Here is a 26,695-nt window from a genome sequence, read left to right as displayed (position 1 = left end):
GCCACAGTTCCCGGCGCTGATCGTCACAACGCTGTGTGGGGGTGGTCGTGATGGATACCGACAAGAGGATCGATCCGCTGACCGGATCGCGAAGCCTGCCGGCAGGGGCGTTTCCCCTGTCAGCGGTGCAGCGCAGTATGTGGTTTGCGCAGCAACTTCACCCGACGGTGCCGTATTTCATTGCGCAGTACATCGAGTTCCACGGCGACCTGGACATGCAACTGCTCAGCCGCGCTGCAGTGGAGGCCGCCCACGAGTTCGAGTCGCCATTTCTGCGGTTGATGTACCCCGATGGTGAGCCGTGCCAGATCGTGGACTTCACGATCGATCCGGGTATCGACTACTTCGACTTCCGCGAGCGTGAGAACCCTCGGCAGGCTGCGTCGGAGTGGATGGACAACGATTACGCGACGACGCTCGACTTGACGCGTGATCGTCTCGTCGAGATGACAATTCTCCAAACTGGCGATCGAGACTACTTGTGGTACACCAGGATTCACCACGTTGCTCTCGACGGATACAGCGGAATGACGATAGTGAATCGCATTGCCGCGATCTACACCGCAGCAGTCGAGGGCCGGGAGCCTGCGGTAAACAAGGCGCTCGACGTCACGACGCTGTCCGAACTCGATCAGAAGTACCGCGAATCGAGTCGGTTCGAGGCCGACCGCGAATACTGGGCCCGGCGAGTGTCCGGCGTCGAGCACGGTTCTACGTTGGCAACGCGTGAGGGACCTCCGACTGCGCGTAGCGAACTCGTCAGTGCCGCGATGTCGGCGAACAGCCTTGCTGCCTTGGACGAGTGGAATTCGCGTTCCGGTGCCACTGCGGCGGCGGTGCTGATTTCGGCACTGGCGTGCTATTTGTCTCGCAACACCGGCTACGACGACGTTCTGATAAATCTGCCGGTCTCGGCGAGGACCACGGCACCGCTGCAACGCTCCGGCGGAATGCTGGTCAACGTCGCGCCCCTTCACATCCACGTCGACCCCGACGAAAGCGTGGACGATCTGGTCGGGCGGGTCCAACTCGAACTCCTCGGCGCGCTTCGTCATCAGCGATGCAGTCTCGAAGACATCAGGCGCGATGCGGGCTTGGCGGTCGGCGATGCACGACTGTCCGGTCCGATGATGAATGTGATGCTCTTCCGGCAGGAGATAACACTGGGATCACTGACCGGCGAGTTTCACATCGTCACGTCGGGGCCCGTCGAGGATCTCCTGGTCAACGTGTACCAGAGTGGCGACCCAGCTCAGACGTTGATCGACTTTCGTGGCAACCCCAATCGCTACGGTCACGACGAACTGGTTGAACACCACCGGGCGTTCACCGAGTTGGTCGCAGAACTGACAGCAGCACCGGCCGGTACGCCGATGAACCGGATTCATCCGGCAAGCGCCGAGGCCGGGGCACGCAGTGCGCAGCGGAGGGAAACCGAAAGGTTCTGGGCTGGATATCTGGGGGACTCCGACGAGGGTTCGGCGCTGGGGCTCGAGCGAATCGACGCAGAATCGGAGCCGACCACTACGAATCGGCTCAGCTTCCCGCTCGATCCCGCGGTCGCCGAACTTGCACGTACGGAAGATGTCTCACTCTTTGCCGTTGTCCACGCGGCATTTGCGGCATTGTTGTCGAGATCGACCGAGCGCCGTGACGTGTTGATCGGAACGAGGACCGAGTGGGGGACTTCGCCGCTGCGCTGCGAGGTCGATCCGGCGGCGCCGTTCGACGAGTTCGTGAGTTTTCTTGCTCGAGAACGCGACACGTTGTTGGTTCGATCGGCGGCAGGTATCCCCGAGCTGCCCGAGTTGCACGTCCATCTCAACGACGGCTCGCAGGAGACCACGATTGCCGGCCTCGATGTGGCGATCGACGTCCACGCGGATACCGGCGCCCTCGAGGTGGCGTACTCCACGCAGCACTACGCCGAATCCACGGTCCAAGCCTTCCTCTCGCGACTGGTGCGGATCCTTGCGGGCGCAGCGGCAGCCCCGCGAACGTCGGTCGGAGATCTCGATCTTCTCGACGAGTTCGAGCGTGAGTCCCTGGTGCCGGCACAGGGAGCGACCGCGTCCGCGCCGTTGACCCTGCCCGATATCCTCCGCCGGGCCGCGGCTGTGAACCCCGATGCCCCAGCGCTCATTTTCGGTGATCGTGAGGTGAGCTACCGGGAACTCGACGCCGAGTCGAACACACTCGCCCGCGAACTGATCAACAGGGGAGTCGGCCCAGGCACCTACGTCGCCCTTGCACTGTCGAGGTCGATCGAATCGGTGACCGCGACGTGGGCAGTGGCCAAGACCGGCGGCGCCTTCCTTCCGATCGATCCGCACTACCCCGAGGATCGTATTCGGCACATGCTCACCGATTCGGGAGCTGTTGTCGGAATCAGCGTGGGGGAGCACCATGCCGGGCTCGCCGATTCGGTGGACTGGCTGCTTCTGGACGAATTCAGCACCGACGAACCGAACGCGTACCGCTCGGACGCACCGCTCGACGATGGCGAACGTCGCTCACGCGTGCGCTACGACGACCCGGCTTACCTGATCTACACCTCGGGATCTACCGGCGTCCCCAAAGGCGTCGTGGTCAGTCACCGCGGGCTGAGGAGCTTCGCCGACGAAGAACGAATCAGGTTCGGAGTCGAACCAGGCGACCGCACCCTGCATTTTTCTTCGCCGAGCTTCGACGCTTCGGTACTCGAACTTCTCCTTGCCTTCGGCGGCGCGGCGACGATGGTGATAGCGCCGCCCACCGTGTACGGCGGCGACGAACTGGCCCAGGTGATGCGCGTCGGCCGGGTGACACACGCTTTCGTCACCCCGGCCGCGCTGGCAACTGTTGATCCCGCCGGCCTACCGGATCTACGAGTGGTCGTGACCGGCGGCGACGCCTGCTCGCCCGCGCTGGTAGATCAGTGGTCACACGGACGCTCGATGTTCAATGCGTACGGACCGACCGAAACCACCGTCGTCGCCACCCTGACCGGACCGCTGAGCAGCGATGTTCCCGTCACGATCGGAAAGCCGATGCGCGGCGCCGCGGCCGTCCTCCTGGATTCGCGGCTTCAACCGGTGCCGATCGGTGTCGCCGGCGAACTCTATGTGAGCGGTATCGGTTTGGCGCGTGGATACCACGCGCGAGCCACGATCACGGCCGAACGATTCGTCGCCGACCCCAACGGCGTTGCGGGAGAGCGCATGTACCGCACGGGTGACCTCGCGCGGTGGAACGGCGCGGGTGAGCTGGAGTACCTCGGACGGAGCGACTTCCAGATCAAGATCCGCGGTTTCCGCGTCGAACTCGGCGAGATCGACGACGTACTGCGCCGCCATCCGAGCGTCGCGCAGGCTGTCACCGCCGGAGTTTCGGGCCCGAGTGGGGAAACACTGTTGGCGGCGTACGTCACGGCGGCTGAGGGCACGCACATCGACAACTCCGAATTGATCGCCCACGCCGGATCCTCGTTGGCAGCGCACATGGTTCCGTCGCGGATCGTCGTACTCGATTCCATTCCACTGACTCCCGCCGGAAAGATCGACAGGAAAGCATTACCGGACATCGATTCGGCTGGCGGCACGGCCGAATACCGTGCCCCCGAGACCTCGACCGAGAAGCGAATTTCTGCGGTGTTCTGCGATCTGCTCGGCATCACCAGGGCGGGAGCAGACGACAGTTTCTTCGACCTCGGCGGTGACTCGCTGATCGCGACCCGAGTCGTGTCGAGGGTCAACGGAGCACTCGGGACGACGCTGAGCGTTCTCGACCTCTTCGAGGCGCCGACCGTCTCCGCTCTGGCTGCTCGCGCAGACCTCGCGGACTCGCGGAACACGCGCGCCCCAGCACTGACGCGTATCGATCGCCCTGACCGGATACCGGTATCTCTGGCTCAGCAACGTATGTGGCTGACCAATCAACTCGATCCGAGTTCGCCGGCGTACAACATTCCGATCGCGGTTTCGATGACCGGCGATCTCGACGTCGACGCACTGTTCACCGCACTGCGGGACGTGATCGTTCGGCACGAGGTCTTGCGGACCGTTTTCCCCGAGAGCGCCCGTGGTCCGGTCCAGCACGTTCTCGGTGTGGACGAGATGTTCGATCATCTCGAGGTGGAAACGGTGCCTGCCGCAGCGGCCGCAGCGCGGGCGAGCGAACTGGCACGAACGGGATTCGACGTCAGCGAATCGGTGCCGATCCGCGCCACTCTGCTCGAGGTGAACGAACGCGAGCACACGCTGGTCCTCGTCGTTCACCACATTGCAGCGGACGGCCTGTCGATGGCGCCGCTGGCTCGTGACGTGATGGTCGCTTACGCGTCGAGGGCGAGCGGGCGTGTACCGGCGTGGTTGCCGCTCGAAGTGCAGTACGGCGATTTCAGCGAATGGCAACGAGGAGCGCTCGGCGAAGCGTCCGACCCGGATTCGATTCTCGCCGAGCAGTTGCGGTTCTGGTCGCACACTCTCGCCGAACGCGGTGAGCTCGCGGAACTGCCGATGGATCACCCGCGGCCTGCAGGTGTCTCGCTGCGCGGTGGAGATCTCGATTTCCGGATCGACTCCGCGACGTACCGCCGGGTCGGCGAGATCGCGGCGCGATGCGACGTCAGCGTGTTCATGGTGATCCACGCAGCGCTGGCCGTCCTGCTCAGTCGAGAATGTGGAGCGAACGACATCACGATCGGCACCCCGGTGGCCGGGCGTAGCGAGCGCGCCCTCGACGACGTCGTCGGAATGTTCGTCAACACGGTGGTGCTGAGGACGGTTCTCGACGGGGGACTCACCTTCGGTGAAGTTCTCACCCGCGTCCGGGACGTCGACGTGGCGGCCTTGCAGCACACCGAAGTGCCGTACGACGTACTCGTCGAATCCCTCGCAGAGCGCCAGGCACCGCTGTTCCAGGTCATGTTGGTGATGCAAGGCGCTGCTCCCGCCGAGGTCACCTTGCCCGAGCTCGACGTCACTGTTGACGAACTGTCCACGGGTGCAGCGAAGTTCGATCTTCAGGTCATTCTCACCGACCGCGGCGACCATCTCGACGGCCAGTTGAACTATGCCAGCCAACTTTTCGACTCGGACACCATGTCGGGCCTCGCTGATCGCTTCACGATGCTCCTCGACGCGGTAGCGGCCGACCCCGAATCAATCGTCGGCGACGTCGATCTCACAGCTGTGGGCGAGGCGGAACTGGTCCTCGAGCGCTGGAATGCCACCGAACACGCCGTACCGATCACCACCCTCTCCGACCTGGTGGCGGAGCAGGCAGCCCGGACGCCCGAGGGGGCAGCGCTCATCTACGGCGAGCGGACACTGACGTATGCGGAGTTCGACGCGAGGGTCAGTGAACTTGCCAGAACCCTCATCGCCCACGGTGTCGGCCCGGACATGCGCGTCGCGGTGTCGATTCGCCGGTCACCCGAACTACTCGTCGCGGTCCACGCCGTGATCCGTGCCGGTGCGGCGTATGTCCCGGTGGACCCCGACCATCCGGCCGAACGTATCGCGTACGTCTTCGACATCGCCGCACCGATCTGTGTGCTGAGCCGGCCCCAGGACCACGGCGCACTTCCCGCGCGAGTCCCGATCGTCGACGTCGATCTCGATCGTCCCGTGTCCACGACGGTGCCGATGACCGACGCTGATCGGATCCGACCCCTCCTCCCGGACAATGCTGCATACGTGATCTTCACGTCCGGATCGACCGGTCGGCCGAAAGGCGTTGCAGTATCACACCGTTCGATCGTCAATCGCCTTCTGTGGATGCAAGACGCGTACCCACTTCACGCGTCGGACGTGGTGCTGCACAAGACTCCGGTGACCTTCGACGTCTCGGTGTGGGAACTGTTCTGGCCCCTGCAGACTGGTGCGCAGTTGGTGATCGCGGAACCGGAGGGGCACCGTGATCCCGGGTACCTGTCGGCGTTGATGGCCGAAAAAGGCGTCACGACGGCGCACTTCGTTCCGTCGATGCTCGCGGAATTCGTCGCGGTCGCGACTGCCGGGCAGTGCGCAAGCCTGCGTCAGGTGTTCTGCAGCGGTGAAGCTCTCGCTCCCACCACCGCGGAGGCGTTCACCCGTCTGAGTTCTGCAGGATTGTTCAACCTGTACGGACCCACGGAGGCTGCCGTCGACGTGAGCGCCGCCGAATTCACCCCAGACATGACCGTCACCGTTCCCATCGGTGCGCCTGTGTGGAACACCCAGCTCTATGTCCTCGACGGGCGGCTGCATCCCGTTCCGGTCGGCGTTCACGGCGAGCTGTACCTGGCGGGAGTGCAACTGGCGCGTGGATACCTCGGGCGCAGCGATCTCACCGCCGACAGATTCGTGGCCGATCCGTACGGCCCGGCTGGCACCCGGATGTACCGAACCGGTGATGTCGTCCGGTGGCGCGCCGACGGGCTACTCGACTACGTCGGTCGACGCGATTTCCAGGTCAAGATCCGCGGCCAGCGCATCGAGCTCGCCGAGGTCGAAGCAGCGTTGCTCAGGCTGCCCGGTGTCACGCAAGCTGCTGCTCTCGTCCATCACGACGACGTGGTCGGTGACAGCTTGGTCGGCTACGTCATCGCCGAGACAGGCACCTCGATCGACACGGACGGCATGCGCGCCGAGTTGAGAGGTCTCCTTCCCGCCTACATGGTTCCCGCAGTGGTCATCGCCCTCGACGTGTTTCCGCTCGGCTCGACCGGCAAGCTCGATCGGAAAGCTCTGCCCGCGCCCAGCTTCGACAGTTCGCAGACGTATCTGGCGCCGAGAACACCGCTCGAAGCACAGTTGGCGGCGATCTTCGAGGAGCTTCTGGAATCCGGGGCAGTCGGTGTTCACGACAACTTCTTCGAGATCGGCGGAAACAGTCTCGTCGCTGCCCGAGCCGTGGCGCGCGTGAACGATTCACTGTCGTTGAACCTGTCGATCAGAGAGTTGTTCGACGCGCCGACCGTTGCGCAGTTGGCGGTCGAGTGCGCCACGGCGCGAGGGGGAGCAGCCGTTCTTCCGCTCGAGGCGTTGCCGCGGCCGCAGTCGATTCCGCTGTCGCTGGCCCAGAAGCGCATGTGGTTCGTCAATCAATTCGACGTCACCTCCGCGGCGTACAACGTGGCCATAGCGATCAGGCTGAGAGGCCGGTTGGACGTTGCGGCCTTGGAAGGCGCGATCACCGATGTGCTCGATCGCCACGAATCGCTGCGCACGCTGTTTCCCATGATCGAGGGAGTGCCGGCGCAGGTAATCGTGGAACCCGGTGAAGCGTTGGGGTCGCTACCGATTGTCGGCGCGAGCACCGAAGCGGTACTCGGGGAGATCGAACGCGTCACCTCGAGGGGCTTCGACGTGACGCAGGCTCCACCGATCAGGGCGGAACTGATCGAGGTCGACGCAGAAGATCACGTCCTGGCTGTGGTCGTCCATCACATCTGCGCCGACGGATTCTCGATGGCACCGTTGGCGTTCGACGTGATGAGCGCGTACTCGGCACGGCATCGAGGTGAGGCACCCGACTGGTCTCCTCTCCCGGTCCAGTACGCGGACTTCGCGATCTGGCAGGAAAGGGCACTCGGACGGATAGACGAAGCGGAGAGCACCCTCGCCGGCCAGCTCGAGTACTGGACACGTCAGCTGGCAAGTGTGCCCGAGCTTCTCGCGCTCCCCGCAGATCGCCCGCGGCCGCGCGTACAGGATCTCTCGGGCGGCGTCGTTCGATTCGACATCGATGCCGGCATTCATCGTCGTCTGAGCGAAACCGCGATCGAACACCGAAGCAGTATGTTCATGGCGATACACGCCGCGTACGCGGTGCTCGTGGCCAGATTGTCCGGCATGGAAGACATCACGATCGGCTCACCGATCGCCGGACGCGGAAATGCCCTCCTGGATCCGATGGTCGGTATGTTCGTCGGAACGTTGGTGCTGCGCGCCGATGTCGACCCCGCAGCCTCGTTCACCGATCTGTTGGCCAGAGTTCGCAGCACCGACCTCGACGCCTTCGCTCACGCAGACGTCCCCTTCGAGCGCGTCGTCGATGCGCTGGCTCCGGAGCGGTCGACTTCGCATTCACCGTTGTTCCAGGTGATGCTGGAGTTCAAGAACACCAGTCGACCAGCAGTTCGTCTGACGGACCTCGAGGTCGAGGTCCTCGAACTCGAATCCGCCGTTTCGAATTTCGATCTGCAACTCACGCTTGCCGAGACATTCGACGAGGAGGGCCGGCCGGCGGGAATCGAGGCCGGGTTCACCTACGCGAGCGCCCTGTTCGACGAGTCGACGGTCGAAGGCTTCGCTCGTTATCTTGTTCGGATCCTCGGTGCGGTGACCGAATCACCGCACACGCCGGTCGGCGACATCGATCTCGTGGTCGACACCGACACGATGAGCGTCGTGTCTGCACCGGAACTTCCCGGCCAGGTTCACTTCTCGACGTTGCTCGAGCGGAAGTACGTCGACGAACCGCAGAGAACTGCACTGATTTTCGGCGACCGACATCTGACGTACTCCGATCTGGACCGCCGGGCCAATCGGCTTGCACGTCTGTTGATCGGCCGCGGGGCAGGTCCGGAATCCGTTGTCGCCCTGGCATTGCCACGCTCACTGGAATCCGTGGTCGCGATCTGGGCGGTTGCCCGGACCGGCGCCGCATTCGTACCCGTCGACCCGGCGTACCCCGTCGACCGCGTACATCACATGATCAACGACTCGGGAGCGGGCGTCGTCCTCACCACCGCCGAGCATGTGGGTGTCGTCCCCGACGAGGCAGACGCAGTTCTGCTCGATCAGGCCGAGACACTGGCAACCCTCGAACAGTTCGGAGATCAGCGGCTGGAGGCCTCGGAACTGGCGGGGACGGTGTCTCTGGACAATCCCGCCTATGTCATCTACACCTCCGGTTCCACCGGCGTCCCCAAAGGTGTCATGGTCACTCACCGTGGGCTTTCGGCACTCGCCGAACAGGAACGTACTCGATTCGGGGTGGAATCGACCTCGCGCACGCTGCATTTCAGCTCACCGAGCTTCGACGCCTCGATTCTCGAACTCCTGATGGCCGTTGGTGCCGGGGCCACGATGGTCATCGCTCCACCGAGCATCATCGGCGGAACCGAACTGACGAGCCTGATCGCCGATCAGCACGTCACGCACGCCTTCATCACCCCGGCCGCTCTGGCCACGGTCGATCCGAGCGAACTGAACGAGCTGGTTTGCATCGGAACCGGTGGCGACGTCTGCCCGCCCGATCTCGTCGCCGCCTGGGTCAGTGATCACCGGATCATGATCAATGCCTACGGACCGACCGAATCGACAGTCGTCGCCAGCATCACCGAGCCGATGTCCCCGGCCGATCGAGTGACGATCGGTCGCCCGTCGACAGGCATCACTGCGTGGGTCCTCGACAATCGCCTGCACCGCGTCCCGGTCGGAGTGACGGGGGAGCTGTACGTCAGTGGCGACGGACTCGCCCGCGGTTACCGCAACCGCGCCGGCACCACCGCCGAACGTTTCGTGCCCAATCCCGCGGGCAGTGCGGGCACACGGATGTACCGCACTGGCGACCTCGCCAGGTGGAACAAGAACGGCGAACTCGAGTACCAGGGCCGAGGTGATTTCCAGGTCAAGATTCGTGGGTTCCGCATCGAACTCGGCGAGATCGAAGCAGTTCTGGCTCGTTACCCCGGGGTCGCGCATTCCGTGGTGACCACGCTCGAACGTGACGGAGGCGCCGCGCGAATCGTCGGATACGTCGTGCCCGCCAACGATGCTCAGACTGTGGATCCCGAGGCCGTCATCGCGTTCGCGGGTTCGGCTCTGGCCCCGTACATGGTTCCCGCGACGGTGGTCGTGCTCGACGAACTGCCGATGACTGCCAACGGAAAGCTCGACCGCCGAGCCCTGCCGGTTCCCGACCTGCGAGCAACCCAAGCGCGCTCGCGGGCTGCCGAATCCGATACCGAGCGCACGCTGGCCGCCTTGTTCGTCGATGTCCTCGGTGTCGAATCGGTGGGCGTCGACGACTCGTTCTTCTCGATGGGCGGCGATTCGATCATGTCGATTCAGCTCGTCGCCCGTGCCCGCGACGCCGGGCTCGTGTTCACCCCGCGTGACGTCTTCGAGGTGAAATCGGTCGCCGGTCTTGCGGTTTTGCTGGCATCGACCAAGGACGACGAACCCGAGGTGCTCGAGGAACTTCCCGGAGGCGGCGTCGGCCACGTGCCGTTGTTGCCGGTGGCACAGTGGTGGCTCGACCGGCTCGGCTCCGATCTCCAGGGGCTCGATTCGTTCTCCCAAGCGACCCTTCTCAATGCGCCGCACGGGCTTCGCAGTGTGGAGCAGTTGACCGCAGCGCTTCAAGTCGTTCTCGATCGTCACGACATCCTTCGCGCGCGCCTCGAACTCGACGGCGAGCGCGGGCTCATAGTCGGCGATCCGGGATCTGTTGCAGCCGAAGACATCTGCCGGGTAGTCGAGGTCGAGGCCGAGCCGGGCACCGCAGTGTTCGACGCGGCGATCGTCACTGCCCTGGGTGATGCACGTCGAGAACTCGACCCCGTCCGGGGCGAGATGGTGCGGGTCGTCTGGTTGTCCGGCGTACGCAACACCGGCCGGTTGCTCCTGGTGATCCACCACCTCGCGGTGGACGGCGTGTCCTGGCGCGTGCTCGTACCGGAACTTGCGTCCGCTTTCCACCGGATCGACGCCGGCGAGGAGCCGGAGCCGTCGTATTCGGGCACGTCGGTTCGTCGTTGGTCGCATGCACTCCGTGACATCGCGCCCGATCGAAGAGTCGAATTGCCCCGGTGGCGTTCGATCCTCGAAGGTGACGACCCCCTGATCGGAACCCGGCCGCTGGACCCGCGGCTCGACACGTTCGATTCGGTCGGCCGAGTTGTCGCCGACGTGCCCGTCGAACTGTCCGACACAGTCCTGACCACGCTTCCCGCGCTCTTCGGTGGATCCGTCAACGACGGTCTCGTTGCTGCTCTCGCGCTGGCACTGACGCAGTGGAGGCAGGCACAGGGCATACGAACCGACAACGTGCTCGTCTCGATGGAAGGTCACGGACGCGAGGCTCACGTGGTGCCCGGTGCGGACGTCCTGCACACCGTCGGCTGGTTCACCAGTGTCTTCCCGATGCGAATCGACCTCGCCGACATCGACATCTCGAACGTGTTGAGCAGCGGTCCCGAGGCAGCGGTGGTTCTCAAGCGGGTCAAGGAAGAACTGTTGGGAGTTCCGGACAGCGGCATCGGGTACGGAGTTCTGCGTTATCTCGACGAGGTGGGCCGAGCGGAACTGGAAGATCTCCGCCAACCGCAGATCTCCTTCAACTATCTCGGTCGTTTCTCCGGCACCGAAGCAGGAGAGTCGCTGGGGGACTGGGCACTGGCCCGTGACGTCGATCTGGAAGCGGCAGCTCGGTCCGAGATGCCCGTGGGTTCGGTCCTGGACGTCAATGTCGTCACCACCGAAATCTCGGGTGCACCGCACATCGGTGCCACTATCGCCTATCCCACCGGCGTGCTGGCAGAGCGCGATGCTCGCGCCATCGCCGAACTCTGGGTGCAGTCGTTGCGCGCTCTGGCCACCTACGCCGAACACAGCGAACGCGGGGGACTCACACCGTCGGACATCGACCTGATCGAACTGGACCAGGAGTCCATCGACCACCTCGAGCGCGAGTTCCCGACACTGACCGACGTCTGGTCCCTTTCACCGCTGCAATCCGGACTGCTCTTCCACGCCCGCTACGCCGAACACACAGTCGACGCGTACACCGTCCAACTCGCACTCGAACTCGACGGCGTCGACGCGTCCAGGTTGCACCGCGCCGCACAGGCGTTGCTCGACCGTCATGAGAACCTGCGAGCTGCGTTCACGACCGACACCGGTGGGCGATCGGTGCAGGTGATCAGCGCCGACGTGGACGTGCCGTGGACCGAGATCGACATCTCTCCGTTGGCCCCCACCGAACAGGCAACCGAGATACGCGAGCTCCTCCATGCGGATCGGGTGCGAGGCTTCGACATGGCCACGCCGCCCCTGCTGCGGTTCCTGCTTCTGCGAACCGGAGACGACGCGTATCGGTTGATCCTGACCAACCACCACATCCTCCTCGACGGATGGTCGATGCCGCTGCTGGTCCGTGACCTACTGACGCTCTACGCCACCGACAGTGATCACAGTGCCATCCCACGCGTGCACCCCTACCGGGACTATCTGAGCTGGATCAGCACTCGCGACGACAGCGAGTCGATCGAAGCCTGGGGCGAAGCACTCCGCGGACTCGACGACCCGACGCTGCTGACCGGAACTCACGCCGTCGACGAGGACGGCGCGACCTCACGCTCGACCACCACAGCCCTCGGAGAACGTGAGACGGAACTTCTGCGTGGATTCGTCCGCTCCCGTGGCCTGACGACAGCCTCCTTGATCCAGGTGGCCTGGGGAATCGTGCTCGCCGAACTCCTCGGCCGCGACGACGTCGTCTTCGGTGGAACCGTCTCCGGCCGACCACCCCAGGTGTCCGGCGTCGAGTCGATGGTGGGTTTGTTCATCAACACTGTCCCCGTCCGAGTTCGCCTCGACCCGCGAGAGTCACTGGCAGCGCTGTGCGTTCGTGTCCAAGCGGAACAGGCGCGGTTGTCCGATCACCATCATGTGGGGCTTTCGCACATCACTTCGGCAGTGGGGGCCGCTGCATCGTTCGACACGCTGACTGTGTTCGAGTCGTATCCCGTCGACCGCGGTGGACTCTCCTCCGGCACCGACATCGCCGGAATGCACGTTCTCGACGTCCACGACGCCGAGGATGCCGCGCACTATCCACTCGCGATCGTTGCCTCTGCGGCAGACGGGCGACTGCGGCTCAAATTCGAGTATTTCCCGGGAGTCCTGGGCGATCACGACATCGACGCGATCGCGGACCGGCTGCTCCGCACCCTCGAACTGATCACCGCACAACCGGATCTTCCGCTGGCGAAACTGCGTTTGATGCCGGATTCGCAAGTGCAGCAATTGGTTCCCGCGCGCGGCCGGCAAGGCCGCTCGGTAAGGACACTCGATCGCATCTTTTCGGACACCGCGAGCAGATTCCCCGAACGGGTCGCACTGTCCTGTGGTGACAGAAAGATGACCTATCGAGAGCTGGATGAGGCGTCGAATCAGTGGGCGCGCGTGCTCATCTCGGAAGGCGCGGGCCCGGACTCACGGGTGGCGATCTGTGTGGAACGGTCCTTCGAATCCGTCGCAGCGGTCTGGGCGATCACCAAGACCGGTGCCGCCTTCGTGCCGATCGATCCTCGCTACCCGAGTGACCGGATCTCGTTCATGCTCGAGGACTCGGCATCATCGCTCGGAATGACCACGGCTGCAAATGCACCGGCCGACGGTGGCGCAACGAAGTGGCTCGAACTCGACGACTCGGCGAACGCCACTCGGCTCTCCGGAGTGTCCACGTCACCGCTACGCGAAGACGAGCGCCGGGGAACCCCGCGGCTGGAGAACACTGCCTACCTCATCTACACCTCGGGCTCGACCGGCCGGCCCAAGGGTGTCGTCGTCACGCACACCGGTCTCGAGAACTTCGCCGACGAACAGCGTCATCGCTACGGTCTCACGGAGAATTCACGCGCACTGCATTTCGCCTCGCCGAGTTTCGACGCCTCAGTTCTCGAGTATCTGCTCGCCTTCGCCGTCGGCGGCGAACTGGTCGTAGCTCCCACCACCGTCTACGGAGGAACCGAACTGGCCGACGTTCTCCGAGAGGGACATGTCACCCACGCGTTCATCACGCCCGCAGCGCTGACGTCGGTGGATCCCGAGGGACTCGACGAACTGACCACCATCACGGTCGGTGGCGAGGCGCCCTCGGCGGACCTGGTGCGCACCTGGGCGCCGGGAAGATCGTTCGTCAACGTCTACGGACCCACCGAAACCACCATCTCCTGCAACCTCAGTGACCCCATCCCAGCCGGTGAGAAGGTCTATCTCGGGCCGCCGAACCGCGGCTTCAGCGAGGTCGTCCTCGATCGCAGACTTCAACCGGTGTCCGTCGGAGTTCCCGGCGAACTGTATGTCGCCGGAGTTGGACTCGCGCGCGGCTATCACGGGCGTTCACCGCTGACGAGCGAACGATTTGTCGCCAACCCGTACGGCGAGCCGGGGGAGCGGATGTACCGCACCGGAGACGTGGTGCGCTGGCGCAGTGACCGCACCATCGAGTACCTCGGACGCAGCGACTTCCAGGTCAAGATCCGCGGGTTCCGTATCGAACTCGGCGAGGTCGACACGGCGTTGGGTCAGCTGCCCGGTGTGGAGTACGCGGTCACATTGGCGGTGCGCGGACCCTCCGACGAGCAGGCCTTGGCGGCATATGTCGTCTGCGACGACGAACGCCCGGTGAGCGCCGAGGACATCCGGGCGGCGGCACGGGAGCTACTGCCGGCACACATGGTGCCCGCGAGCGTCGTCGTGCTCGACGAGCTACCACTGACCGGCGTCGGCAAGGTCGATCGGGCTGCTCTTCCGGCACCTCGCTTCGACACCGATGCCGAAACACTCGCTGCACCGGCGACCGAGCTCGAACGGCTGGTCGTGGGCGTTTTCGAGGACGTGCTCGGAGTGTCCCCGATCGGTATCGACACTCACTTCTTCGACATCGGCGGAAACTCACTGACCGCGACCCGCGTCATCGCCCGCGTCAACGCACTTCTCGGCACCGACATCGGCGTTCGAGGATTGTTCGAGTCTCCGACAGTTCGGCAGCTGTCTCGTCTGGCGGAGAGTGTCGGCCGCGGCGAGAATCCCAGACCACCGTTGACTCGGCGATCTCGCCCGGATCCACTGCCCGTGTCATTGGCACAGAAGCGGATGTGGTTCCTCAACCAGTTCGACGTGACCTCGCCGGCCTACAACGTTCCCCTGGCAGTGCGCCTCGACGGCGATCTGGACTTCGCCGCATTGCAGGCCGCGGTAGCGGACGTACTGGGTCGCCATGAGAGCTTGCGGACGAAGTTCCCCTCGATCGACGGACAGCCGGTGCAGCAGGTGATGTCCAGCGACGAGGTCATGCCGATCCTGGAGCCGGAAATCGTCACTGCTGCCAGAGTGCCCGATCGAATCCTCGAGCTGGCCTCGGCAGGCTTCGACGCCTCGGCCGAAGTTCCGATCCGATGCGCGGTCCTGCGCGTCGACGGGGACGAGCGCAGGCACGTACTCGTGATCGTCGTCCACCACATCGTCGCCGACGGGTTCTCGATGAACCCCCTGGCAGCGGACGTGGCAGCGGCCTATGCGGCCCGCAGCGCCGGCAGTGCGCCGAGCTGGTCGGAACTGGCCGTGCAGTACGGCGACTTCGCTGTGTGGCAGCACGAAGTGCTCGGCTCCGAGGAAGATCCGGACTCCGCCTTGACCCGTCAGCTTGATTACTGGAAGGACCGCCTCGCGGGACTGGGCGAGCCGATCGCCCTGCCGACGTCGTTCCCACGTCCGGCAAAGCCGTCCATGGTCGGCTCTGTTCACCGGTTCGCGGTATCGCCGCAGACCCATCGGGCGCTGACCGATCTGGCACGTGAGCACGGCAGCACCATGTTCATGGTCATGCACGCAGCACTGGCGGTACTTGCGGCACGCCTGGCCGGTACCGAGGACATCGCCATCGGTACACCTGTCGCCGGGCGCGGCGAGGCCGAACTCGATCACCTGGTCGGAATGTTCGTCAACACTCTTGTGCTGCGGACACAGATCACGCCCGACGCGTCGTTCGAGGACGTACTCGCCCAGGTTCGCGAAGGCGACCTCGGCGCGTTCCAACACACCGACTTGCCCTTCGAAAGGTTGGTCGACGCACTCGCCCCGGAACGCTCGACGTCGCACACTCCGTTGTTCCAGATCCTCATCGAGTTCCGTAACAACGCGCTACCGCAACTCGAACTGCCAGGTCTGTCGGTCTCGGGAGTCGAGTTCGACCTACCCGTCGCCAAGTTCGATCTGCAACTCTCGGTCACCGAGCGTTACGACGCGGATGGCGGAACGGATGGAATCGACGCCGAATTCATCTACGCCACAGAACTGTTCGACGATGGATTGATCGAGTCGTTCTCGCGCAGACTGCTCACCCTCCTCGAGGCGGTCTCCCGAGAGCCGTCGACTCCTACCGGTGACATCGACGTCGTGGGCGCCGGCGAGCGTCGACAGATGCTGACCGAGTGGAACACTCACGCCGAACCGGCTCCGGCCGACAACATCGCGGACCGATTCTTCGAAGCTGTTGCAGCACATCCGTCGTCGACCGCGGTCAACGACAGCGACGGCGCCATGACGTACGCCGAACTGGACGGGCGCGCGAACCGCCTGGCGCGGCTCCTGATCGGCCGCGGTATCGGTCCGGAATCCGTGGTTGCCGTTGCGATGCCCAGAACCACCGATCTCGTGCTCGCCCTCGTCTCCGTCATCAAAACCGGGGCGGCATACCTGCCGGTCGACATCACCTACCCGGCCGAGCGCATGCGATTCCTCTTCGACGACGCGCGGCCGGTATGCCTGGTCACGACCGGAGACTTCCGAAGCGACCTACCTTCGGAGATCATCGAATCAGGCATCGACATCGTCGAACTCGGATCGCCGGAGATCGCGGTACGCCTCGATCACTCTGCGCCACATCGCATCACCGACGCGGACCGGACGACACCACTTCTGCCCGACGCGATCGCGTACATCATCTACACCTCCGGATCCACAGGGCGCCCCAAAGGTGTCCAGGTCAGCCACCGAAACGTCCTTACTCTGATGGACAACACCTCCCCGACATTCGGGTTCGACAACACGGACGTGTGGACGATGTTCCACTCGTACGCATTCGACTTCTCCGTCTGGGAGCTGTGGGGGCCACTGCTGCACGGTGGCCGGCTGGTCGTCGTCGACTACTACACGACCAGATCGCCGGACATGTTCCACGAACTGCTCCGCCGTGAGCGAGTGACGGTGCTGAACCAAACACCCACCGCCTTCTACCAACTCGCCGAAGCCGACCGTGCGTACTCACCAAACGGCACCGGTCCCGACCTTGCACTGCGCTACGTCGTCTTCGGTGGAGAAGCGCTCGATCTCGGGCAATTGCGCAAGTGGTACGACCGGCGGGCCGATACGGCGCCGACGCTGGTCAACATGTACGGGATCACCGAGACGACAGTGCACGTCAGTCGAATCGCGCTCGACCGCAACGACAGCGAGCACGCGTCGGCGAGCATCATCGGGCGAGCAGTACCAGGATTGTCCGTCTACGTACTCGACCGGCGACTGAACTTGGTACCACCAGGTGTTGTCGGCGAAATGTACGTCGCCGGTGATCAGGTGACTCGGGGATACCTCGGGAAACCCGCATTGACTTCGGTGCGGTTCCTTCCCGATCCATTCGGTAGTTCGGGGGATCGAATGTATCGGAGCGGGGACCTGGCGAGGTGGAACGACGCGGGGCAGTTGGAGTACGTGGGCCGCAGTGATTTCCAGGTGAAGGTGCGTGGTTTCCGCATCGAACTCGGAGAGATCGAAGCCGCAATGCTCCGCTGCCCCGGCGTCGCTGCCTCGGTAGCACTTGTTCGCACAGAGGGAGCGTCACCGCGGATCGTCGGGTACGTGGTCGCCGAAACAGGCAGTACCGTCGATTCAGCGACGGTGACCGACTTCGTCGCCGCCGAACTCGCGGAGTACATGGTGCCCACCGCGATCGTCGTCCTCGAATCGCTTCCACTGACGGTCAACGGAAAGCTCGACCGACGCAGCCTCCCGGCTCCGGACTTCACCGTGACGGGAACAACCGAGGCGACGCGGGCACCAGCCACCGCCACCGAAGCGGTCCTCGCGGATCTCTTCGGAGAGGTTCTGGGGCGGGGCGGTATCGGAGTGGACGATTCCTTCTTCGGCCTCGGCGGCGATTCGATCATGTCGATCCAACTCGTCTCACGGGCGAAGTCCGCAGGCCTCATCTTCACTCCGCGGGACGTCTTCGAAGCGAAGACCGTGGCCGGCCTCACCAAGGTCCTCCTCATCGAATCATCGGAAACTGCACCGGTTCTCACCGAGCTACCCGGCGGGGGAGCCGGCCCGCTACCGCTCACACCGATCATGGAGTGGCTCGTCGAACGTAGTCGCGGTGACCTGAGCGCGATCCGCAGTTACAGCCAGAGTGCGCTGATCGCACTGCCCGCGGATGTGTCCGGCCCCGCGCTGGAGCGCGCACTACAAACGATCCTCGACCGCCACGACGTACTGCGGGCACGTCTGGAGGCCGCGACTCACCAACTCGAGATCAGCGAACCCGGCACCGTCGCAGCCTCCGACATCTTGCACCGAACCCCCATCGTGTCCACCGGCGGCGAAGAATTCCTGCGCGCGGCAGAAGCCGCGATGCAGGACGCATCCAGCCGACTCGATCCCGAGCACGGCAAGATGATCAGCGCAGTCTGGTTGGATCCGGTCAGCGCGAACGGCAACCGGCCTGAGGCGGGACGGTTGCTCCTGGTACTTCATCACCTCGCGGTCGACGGTGTGTCCTGGCGAATGCTGGTCCCCGGCCTGGTCACGGCATATGCGTCGGCGTTCGACGGCGAAACACCGATTCTTCCGCCCGGCGGAACGTCGATACGTCGCTGGGCGACAGCGCTCGCCGAGACCGCCGCAGATCGACGCGACGAGATCGACCTGTGGTCGAGGATGCGGACCGACGAACCAATGCTCGGAACGCGCGGGCTGGACCCCGCGGTCGACGTCGGAGCCACCGTCGACCGCGTCAGCGTCGACGTACCGACCTCGGTGACCGAGAACATCATCTCGGCGGTGCCACGACATTTCGGAGGCTCGGTGAACGACGGGCTGCTTGCTGCTCTCGCGATTGCCGTCACCGCCTGGCGTCGATCGCGCGGACAGCGCAGCGGGGAAGTGCTCGTCAATCTCGAGGGACACGGGCGCGAGGAGAACGCAGCGCCTGGCGCAGACCTCTCGCGCACAGTCGGTTGGTTCACCACCTTGTTCCCCGTCCGGATCGATCTCACCGGACTCAATGTCGTCGATGCACTGTCCGGGGGATCAACCGCGGCCTCCGCTGTGAAAGTCGTCAAGGAAACGCTGCTCGGTCTGCCGGACAACGGCATCGGGTTCGGGATGCTCAAGTACCTCGACCGGAACGAAGAACTACAGGAGTTGCCCACACCTGAGATCTCGTTCAACTACCTCGGACGTTTTGCCGGCTCGGACCCCGAGCACGGCGAGGTGCCGTGGCTGCCGATCTCGGAAGTGACGCTCGACGAAGCGCACAGCGGAGATCTTGCCGCCGCGTCGGTGCTCGACATCAATGCCGTCACCACCGACACCGCGCACGGTCCGATTCTGCGCGCTACGTGGTCCTTCCCCCGCGGCATCCTCAGCGAGGACGAAGTCACGGAACTGGCGGAACTCTGGTCCCGAGCACTCGGCTCGTTGAGTGAATACGTGGACGAACACTCCGAGCGCGAGCTCACGCCCACCGATCTCGATCTCGTCACCGCGGATCAGCAGAGCATCGAACAGCTCGAGCGTAGGTTCCCCGACCTGACCGATATCTGGTCACTGTCACCGCTGCAGTCGGGCATGCTCTTCCACGCCCAGTTCGACGAAACGGAAATCGATCCATACATGGTGCAACTGACCCTCGAGCTCGGGGGTCGAGTGGAGGCACCGCGCCTGCGTCGCGCCGCGCAGGCCTTGGTTGATCGTCATCCGAGCTTGCGCGCGGGATTTGTCTCCGCGCCGGGAGGGCGGGCGCTGCAGGTAATCCGTTCCGGTGTCGAGATCGGCTGGGCCGAGATCGACCTGTCCGGGACCGAGGACAGTGAAGTCGCGTTCGCTCAGCTGCTCGAGCGTGATCGCGCTCAGCGTTTCGACATGGAAACAGCACCCCTGATCCGGTTCATGCTCGTACGATTCGGACCGGACACAGCACGCTTCGTCGTGACGAACCACCACATCCTGCTCGACGGCTGGTCAACCCCTCTGTTACTTCGAGACCTGCTCACTCTCTACGCAACCGACGGCGCCCCCGAGATTCTGCCCAGAGTTCAGTCGTATCGCGACTACCTCACCTGGATCTCGAAGCAGCACCCCGACTCTTCTCTGCGAGCCTGGCAGGAAGCGCTACGAGGAGTGGACTCATCCACCCAACTCTCGCAAGCGAGCACCGCCGCCGAAACCGTTGCCAGTGACATTCACTCGTACTCGCTGCCGACCGAACGAGCCGAGACCCTTCGGGCGTTCGCGCGAAGCCGCGGATTGACCATGGCGACCCTGGTCCAAGTGGCCTGGGGAATCGTGCTCGCCGAACTCCTCGGCCGCGACGACGTCGTCTTCGGTGAAACCGTTTCCGGACGCCCACCACAGGTGTCCGGTGTGGAATCGATTGTCGGCCTGTTCATCAACACAGTGCCCGTCCGAATCCGCCTCGACGCCCGAGAAACCCTCGCGGAACTGGCCATTCGCGTCCAATCCGAGCAAGCGTCACTACTCGACCACCACCACATCGGACTGTCGGACATCGCGGGAGCAGTGGGCGCCGCCGGTTCATTCGACACCCTGACGGTATTCGAGTCGTATCCCGTCGACGAGGCAGCCCTGACCGCCGAAACCGACATCGCGGGAATGCACGTCCTCGGCATCGACGGACGCGACTCGGCGCACTATCCGATTGCCGTTGTCGCGTCGGAAAGTGACACGCTGAACCTGAAGATGGAGTACTTGCCGACGCACTTCTCCGCCCGCGAAGTCGCGAAGATCACCGAGCGCGTGGGCATCGTCCTCGAGCAGCTGGCGTCGGCACCGGATCAGCCGCTGGCCCGCCTGCAGGTTCTCACGGAGTTCGAGAGCCGTGATCTTGCGCCGGTCTTCGGATCCCCGGGTCGCTCCGCTCGTACGCTCCCGGAAATACTCGCCGACGTCTCCGCCACATATCCCGACCGCATCGCGCTCTCGGCCGGCAGCCGTTCCATGACCTACATCGAACTGGACCGACGCTCGAACCAGTTGGCCAGAGCCATGATCCGCCGCGGCGCCGGGCCCGAGACATCGGTCGCCATCGGCATCGAAAGGTCCGTCGAATCAGTACTCGCGGTGTGGGCAGTGGCCAAGACCGGCGCAGCGTTCGTCCCCGTCGACCCCACCTATCCGGCCGACCGAATCGAACACATGCTCAGCGACTCCGAGGTGTTGTTCGGGTTGACCGTCGTCGACGCCATCGACACATTGCCACCCATCGTGTCCTGGTTGGTGCTCGGAGAGGAAGCATTCGACGACGACGTCGCCACAAGCTGCACGCTGCCGATCGCCCAGGACGAACGGCTTGCACCGGTGGTCATGGACAACGCCGCCTACGTCGTCTACACCTCGGGATCCACCGGCCGACCCAAGGGAGTTGTCGTCACCCACACCGGACTCGACAGCTTCGCGCTCGATCAGCAACGTCGATTCCACGCCGATCACCACTCTCGGACCCTGCACTTCGCCACCCCCAGCTTCGACGGAGCCATCTTCGAGTACCTGCAGGCATTCGGTGTCGGAGCAACCATGGTGATCGTCCCGACCGACATCTACGGCGGCGCCGAACTGGCAAGTCTGATCCGCCGCGAACACGTCACTCACGCGTTCGTCACCACGGCGGCACTCGCCACCGTCGATCCGGCCGGCCTGGACGAATTCCGGCACGTCGTCGTCGGGGGAGAGGCTCTGCCACCGCACCTCGTCGGTCTGTGGGCACCCGGGCGGGAATTCGTCAACGCCTACGGCCCCACCGAGACAACCGTCATGGCAGACATCAGCGAACCCATGACAGTGGGTGCACCCATCACGATCGGTGGCCCGATCCGCGGTGTGCACGAGATGATCCTCGATTCGCGCCTGCAACCGGTGCCCGTCGGAGCTCCCGGCGAGCTGTACATCGCCGGCATCGGACTGGCTCGCGGATACCACCGGCGTCCCGGCCTGACCAGCGAGCGATTTGTCGCCGACCCCTTCGGCAAGCCAGGCGACCGGATGTACCGCACCGGTGACATCGCCTCCTGGCGAAGCGATCACACCATCGAGTACGTCGGGCGCAGCGACTTCCAGGTCAAGATTCGCGGATTCCGTATCGAACTCGGTGAGGTGGACGCCCAGATCACTGCAATGGCAAGTGTCACGAACTGCGTGACACTCGGCGTCGACGGACCGGCCGGCGCAACCGTTCTCGCGTCTTACCTCACCGTCGAGGAAGGGTCGACGCTGACCGGCGCAGAGATCACCGCGCACCTCGCCGGACGTGTTCCCTCGCACATGGTTCCGGCCAGCATCATGATCGTCGACGAGCTACCGCGCACCGCGGTCGGCAAGCTCGATCGAAAAGCGTTGCCGACCCCGGAGTTCACCGGAACCGGCGTGGAATTCCGGGCTCCCGGCACAAGCCTCGAGCGTCGGATCGCCGACGCCTTCATCGATGTACTCGGCGTCGAGCAGGTAGGCGTCGACGACAACTTCTTCGAACTCGGCGGCAACTCGCTGATCGCCACTCGCGTGGTCTCGCGGCTCAACTCCGCACTGAACATCGACGTCGGGGTGCGCGTGCTCTTCGAGGCACCGACGACAGCTCAGCTCGCCGAACGGCTTTCCGACGCTGTCACTGCCGTCGGCACTGTGCCGCTCACTCCCATGGAGCGCGACGGTAACGTCCCGCTCTCGTTGGCGCAGAAGCGCATGTGGTTCCTGAACCAGTTCGACACACGCTCAGCCGCGTACAACATCCCACTAGCTGTTCGCCTCACCGGTGACCTCGACGTCACCGCCATGCAACAGGCGATCGCCGACGTCGTCGAGCGGCACGAAACCCTGCGGACGGTATTCCCCGCCGTCGGCGGCGATCCGATTCAGAAAGTGCTCACCGCCGACGAGGCCGTACCGCCGGTCCGTGAAATGACGTTGGGAGAGCACGAACTCGCAGAGCGCATGCAACGACTCGCCACGACCGGTTTCGACGTGTCGGTGGACCTGCCGCTGCGCGTCGCGCTCTTCCGCCTCGACACCGACGAACCCGTTCACATTCTGTTTGTCGTGGTCCATCACATCTGCGCCGACGGTTCGTCGATGGCGCCGCTCGCACGCGACGTGATGACGGCCTACCTGGCGCGCACGGCAGGAACCGAACCCACCTGGGCGCCACTCGAAGTGCAGTACGCGGACTTCACGTTGTGGCAGCACCGCGTCCTCGGATCGGAAGACGATCCGGAATCCGTCATCAGTCGCCAATTGCGCTACTGGAGTGAGCAACTCGCCGGCCTCGACGACGTCATCGCACTGCCCACCGACCACCCGCGGCCCGTGCAACAGACCTTCCACGGCGACCGATTCACCTTCGACATCGACGCCAACACCCACCGCGCCCTCGCGGACCTCACCAGGGCAAACGGAGTGACGATGTTCATGGCTCTGCACGGCGCACTGGCCGTGCTGATGTCGAAGCTGTCCGGCGCCGAAGAGGTCACCATCGGCACACCGATCGCCGGCCGCGGTCAGGCAGCGCTCGACCATCTCGTCGGAATGTTCGTCAACACGTTGGTCCTGCGCACGGGCGTCGACCCCGACGTCACGTTTGCCGAACTGGTGGAACACATCCGGGAAATCGATCTGGCCGCATTCCAGAACTCGGATCTGCCATTCGAACGGCTCGTGGACGTCATCAATCCGACCAGATCCACGTCGTACTCACCGTTGTTCCAGGTCGCCCTCGAACTTCAGAACAACGAGCCAGCGCATTTCCACTTGCCCGGCCTCGATATCGAAGGCCTCACCGTGGAAACCGAATACGCGAAGGAAGATCTCGAACTGATCGTCGACGAGAAGTTCGACGAGTCCGGCGCCCCGGCCGGGATGTCCGCTGCGTTCGACTTCGCAACCGATCTCTTCGAACCCGCCACCATTCGGCGCTTTGCCGACCGCCTGCGTCTGATCCTCGACACTGTCGGACGCGAACCCGCAACACGTATCGCCGACATCGGCATCCTCGCCGCCGACGAAACAGCAGCCCTGGTGCCGGCATCCGGTGCAGCAGCGACTCGCGTGCAGGTGTGGCCGGAGATCCTCGCCGAGGCAGTCGCCTCGAACCCGGATGCTCCAGCTCTCTCGAGTCGCGAGGGGTCGATGACCTACCGCGAGCTCGACGAGGAATCGACGAAGCTGGCTCGAGCGTTGTGCCGGCGCGGTGTCGGACCCGAAGATTTTGTGGCGCTGGGTCTGCCGCGGTCCACGGCGGAGATCGTCGCCATCTGGGCGGTTACGAAAACCGGAGCAGCATTCTTGCCGGTCGACCCGAACTATCCAGACGATCGCATCAACCACATGCTCGACGATTCGCGGGCCGTACTCGGCATCACCGACGACGCTCACCGCAGTCAACTTCCCGACACGGTCGAGTGGATGGTCCTCGATGAAGCGCAGACCGTCGACGAGATCGACGGCCAGAGCGCCGCCGCGATCACCGACCTCGACCGCACGATCCCCTTGCATCACGGGCATCCCGCGTACCTGATCTACACCTCGGGTTCAACCGGGAAGCCGAAGGGCGTCATCGTCACCCACCTCGGTTTGTCCAACCTCAACGCGGAGGAACATCAGAGATTCAACGTCCAGCCCTATTCGCGTATCTCTCACTTGGCATCACCGAGCTTCGACGCCTCGGTCTTCGAACTCATGATGGCGTTCGGCAGCGGAGCCTGCCTGGTCGTCATCCCACCCACGGTCTTCGGCGGATCCGAACTGGCCGAAATCTTTGCCGACGAACACGTCTCACACGCGTTCATCACGCCGACCGCGCTCAGCTCCATCGAAAGCTCCGCGCTGCCAGAACTCCGCGTGCTCGCAGTCGGTGGCGAAGCCTGCCCACCCGAACTCGTGGACATCTGGGGCCGAGACCGCCGCATGTTCAACGGATACGGACCTACCGAATCCACCATCCAGGCCAGCGTCAGTGAACCCATGCGGCCGGGCAAGGACATCAACATCGGCCGACCGGCCATCGGCTTTGCCGGCCTGGTCCTCGACGGGCACCTCAAGCCCGTGCCAGTGGGAGTCATCGGGGAGCTGTACGTGACCGGCCCCGGACTCGCCCGCGGGTACCACAATCGTCCCGACCTCACCGCCGACCGATTTGTCGCCGATCCGTTCGGCGAACCAGGCCAGCGGATGTACCGCACAGGCGACCTGGTGCGCTGGCGCTCCGACAGCACCCTCGAATACCTCGGCCGCAGCGACTTCCAGATCAAGGTCCGCGGATTCCGCATCGAGCTGGGCGAAATCGACTCAGTCCTGATGGCACACCCATCCGTCTACTTCGCCGCAACACTTGGGCACGAAGCACCGTCGGGGGAGACGATGATCGCCTCCTACATCCAGCCTGTAGAAGGACAGACCGTCGACGACTGGGAGCTTCGCCGCCACCTGTCTTCTCGCCTGCCTGCGCACATGGTTCCCGGCGCGATTGTCGTCGTCGACCGAATTCCGGTGACACCGGTCGGCAAGCTGGACCGTAAAGCACTGCCGACGCCGAGCTTCGAGCGTCGTACAGTCCCGTACGCGCCGCCGACCAATGACACCGAACGAACGGTCGTCGACATCTTCGAGGCAGTGCTCGGTCACGAGCACATCGGCGTCGACGACGACTTCTTCGAACTGGGAGGAACGTCGATCGTCGCCACTCGAATAACCATCGAACTCGAGAAGCGCCTCGGGATGCGAGTGCCGTTGCAGTCGCTTTTCCTGGATCCGACACCTGCCGGTGTCGCCCGTGCGGCCGACGGAATGGACGCACACTCGCCGGACGATTCTTCGGATCTGCTCGCCCCGATGATCACGCTGCGCGCCGGATCCGATCGAGCACCACTGTTCTTCGTCCATCCGGGTATCGGATTGTCCTGGGGTTATGCAGAATTCGTCAAGCACCTCGAGCTGGATCAACCCGTCTACGGTCTTCAGCTACCGTCCCTGAGCGGCGGACCCAGCTTCGACTCGCTGACCGAACTCGCCGACGACTACGCGAATCGCATTGCAGCCGTGGCATCGACCGGCCCGATCCATCTGGCCGGCTGGTCGCTCGGCGGCGTCATCGCACACGCCGTGGCGCACAGTCTCACTCGGAGCGGACGTGACGTGACGTTGTCGATCCTCGACAGCTATCCGTCGTCGGATTCCGATCAGCCCGCGGAACTCTCCGTCTCCGAACTACTGGCCGGGCTCGCGATGCCGGCGGGATCCAAGCCCGTCGAGACCTTCGAAGAAGCGGCGGAATTGCTGGAGCAGACCCTGGGCGCCGGAATCGGAATCGAAGCGGAGCATCTAGCGCGGATCAGTCGCGGTTACTCCCACTCCGTCGAATTGACGAATCGGCACCAACCGCCTGTCCATCTTGGGGCCATCGAGTTCTTCGTAGCCGGAAGATCTACGGAGAACGGACACGACGTGGCCGAATGGCGAAGGTTTGTACAAGGCGACATCCGAGTCACCGAAGTCGACTGTGAACACAACCAGATGATCGAACCGGGTCCGGCGGCAACCATAGCTGTACGATTGCGGGAAGTTATCGCTCAGTGGGGTGTCTGAACCAGGTTCGACATGGGTATGAGTGAAACACACAGGGTGATGGACCCCGGGTGGGTCCGGACGAGGGG

The 26,695-nt window shown here is 64.2% G+C and carries 1 protein-coding gene; it reads left to right on the top strand.

Going from position 1 to position 26,695, the window contains the following annotated elements:
- The first annotated feature begins 50 nt into the window (after positions 1–50).
- Positions 51–26,627, top strand: a complete 26,577-nt coding sequence (locus tag AC3WQS_RS20690; RefSeq protein WP_492712222.1) for a non-ribosomal peptide synthase/polyketide synthase — start codon at positions 51–53, stop codon at positions 26,625–26,627.
- The last annotated feature ends 68 nt before the right edge of the window (positions 26,628–26,695 follow it).

This window comes from Rhodococcus sp. FW305-130, from assembly GCF_058788335.1.
The sequence above is the reverse complement of the archived record's forward strand: the minus strand, read 5'-3'. Positions and strand labels throughout refer to the sequence as shown.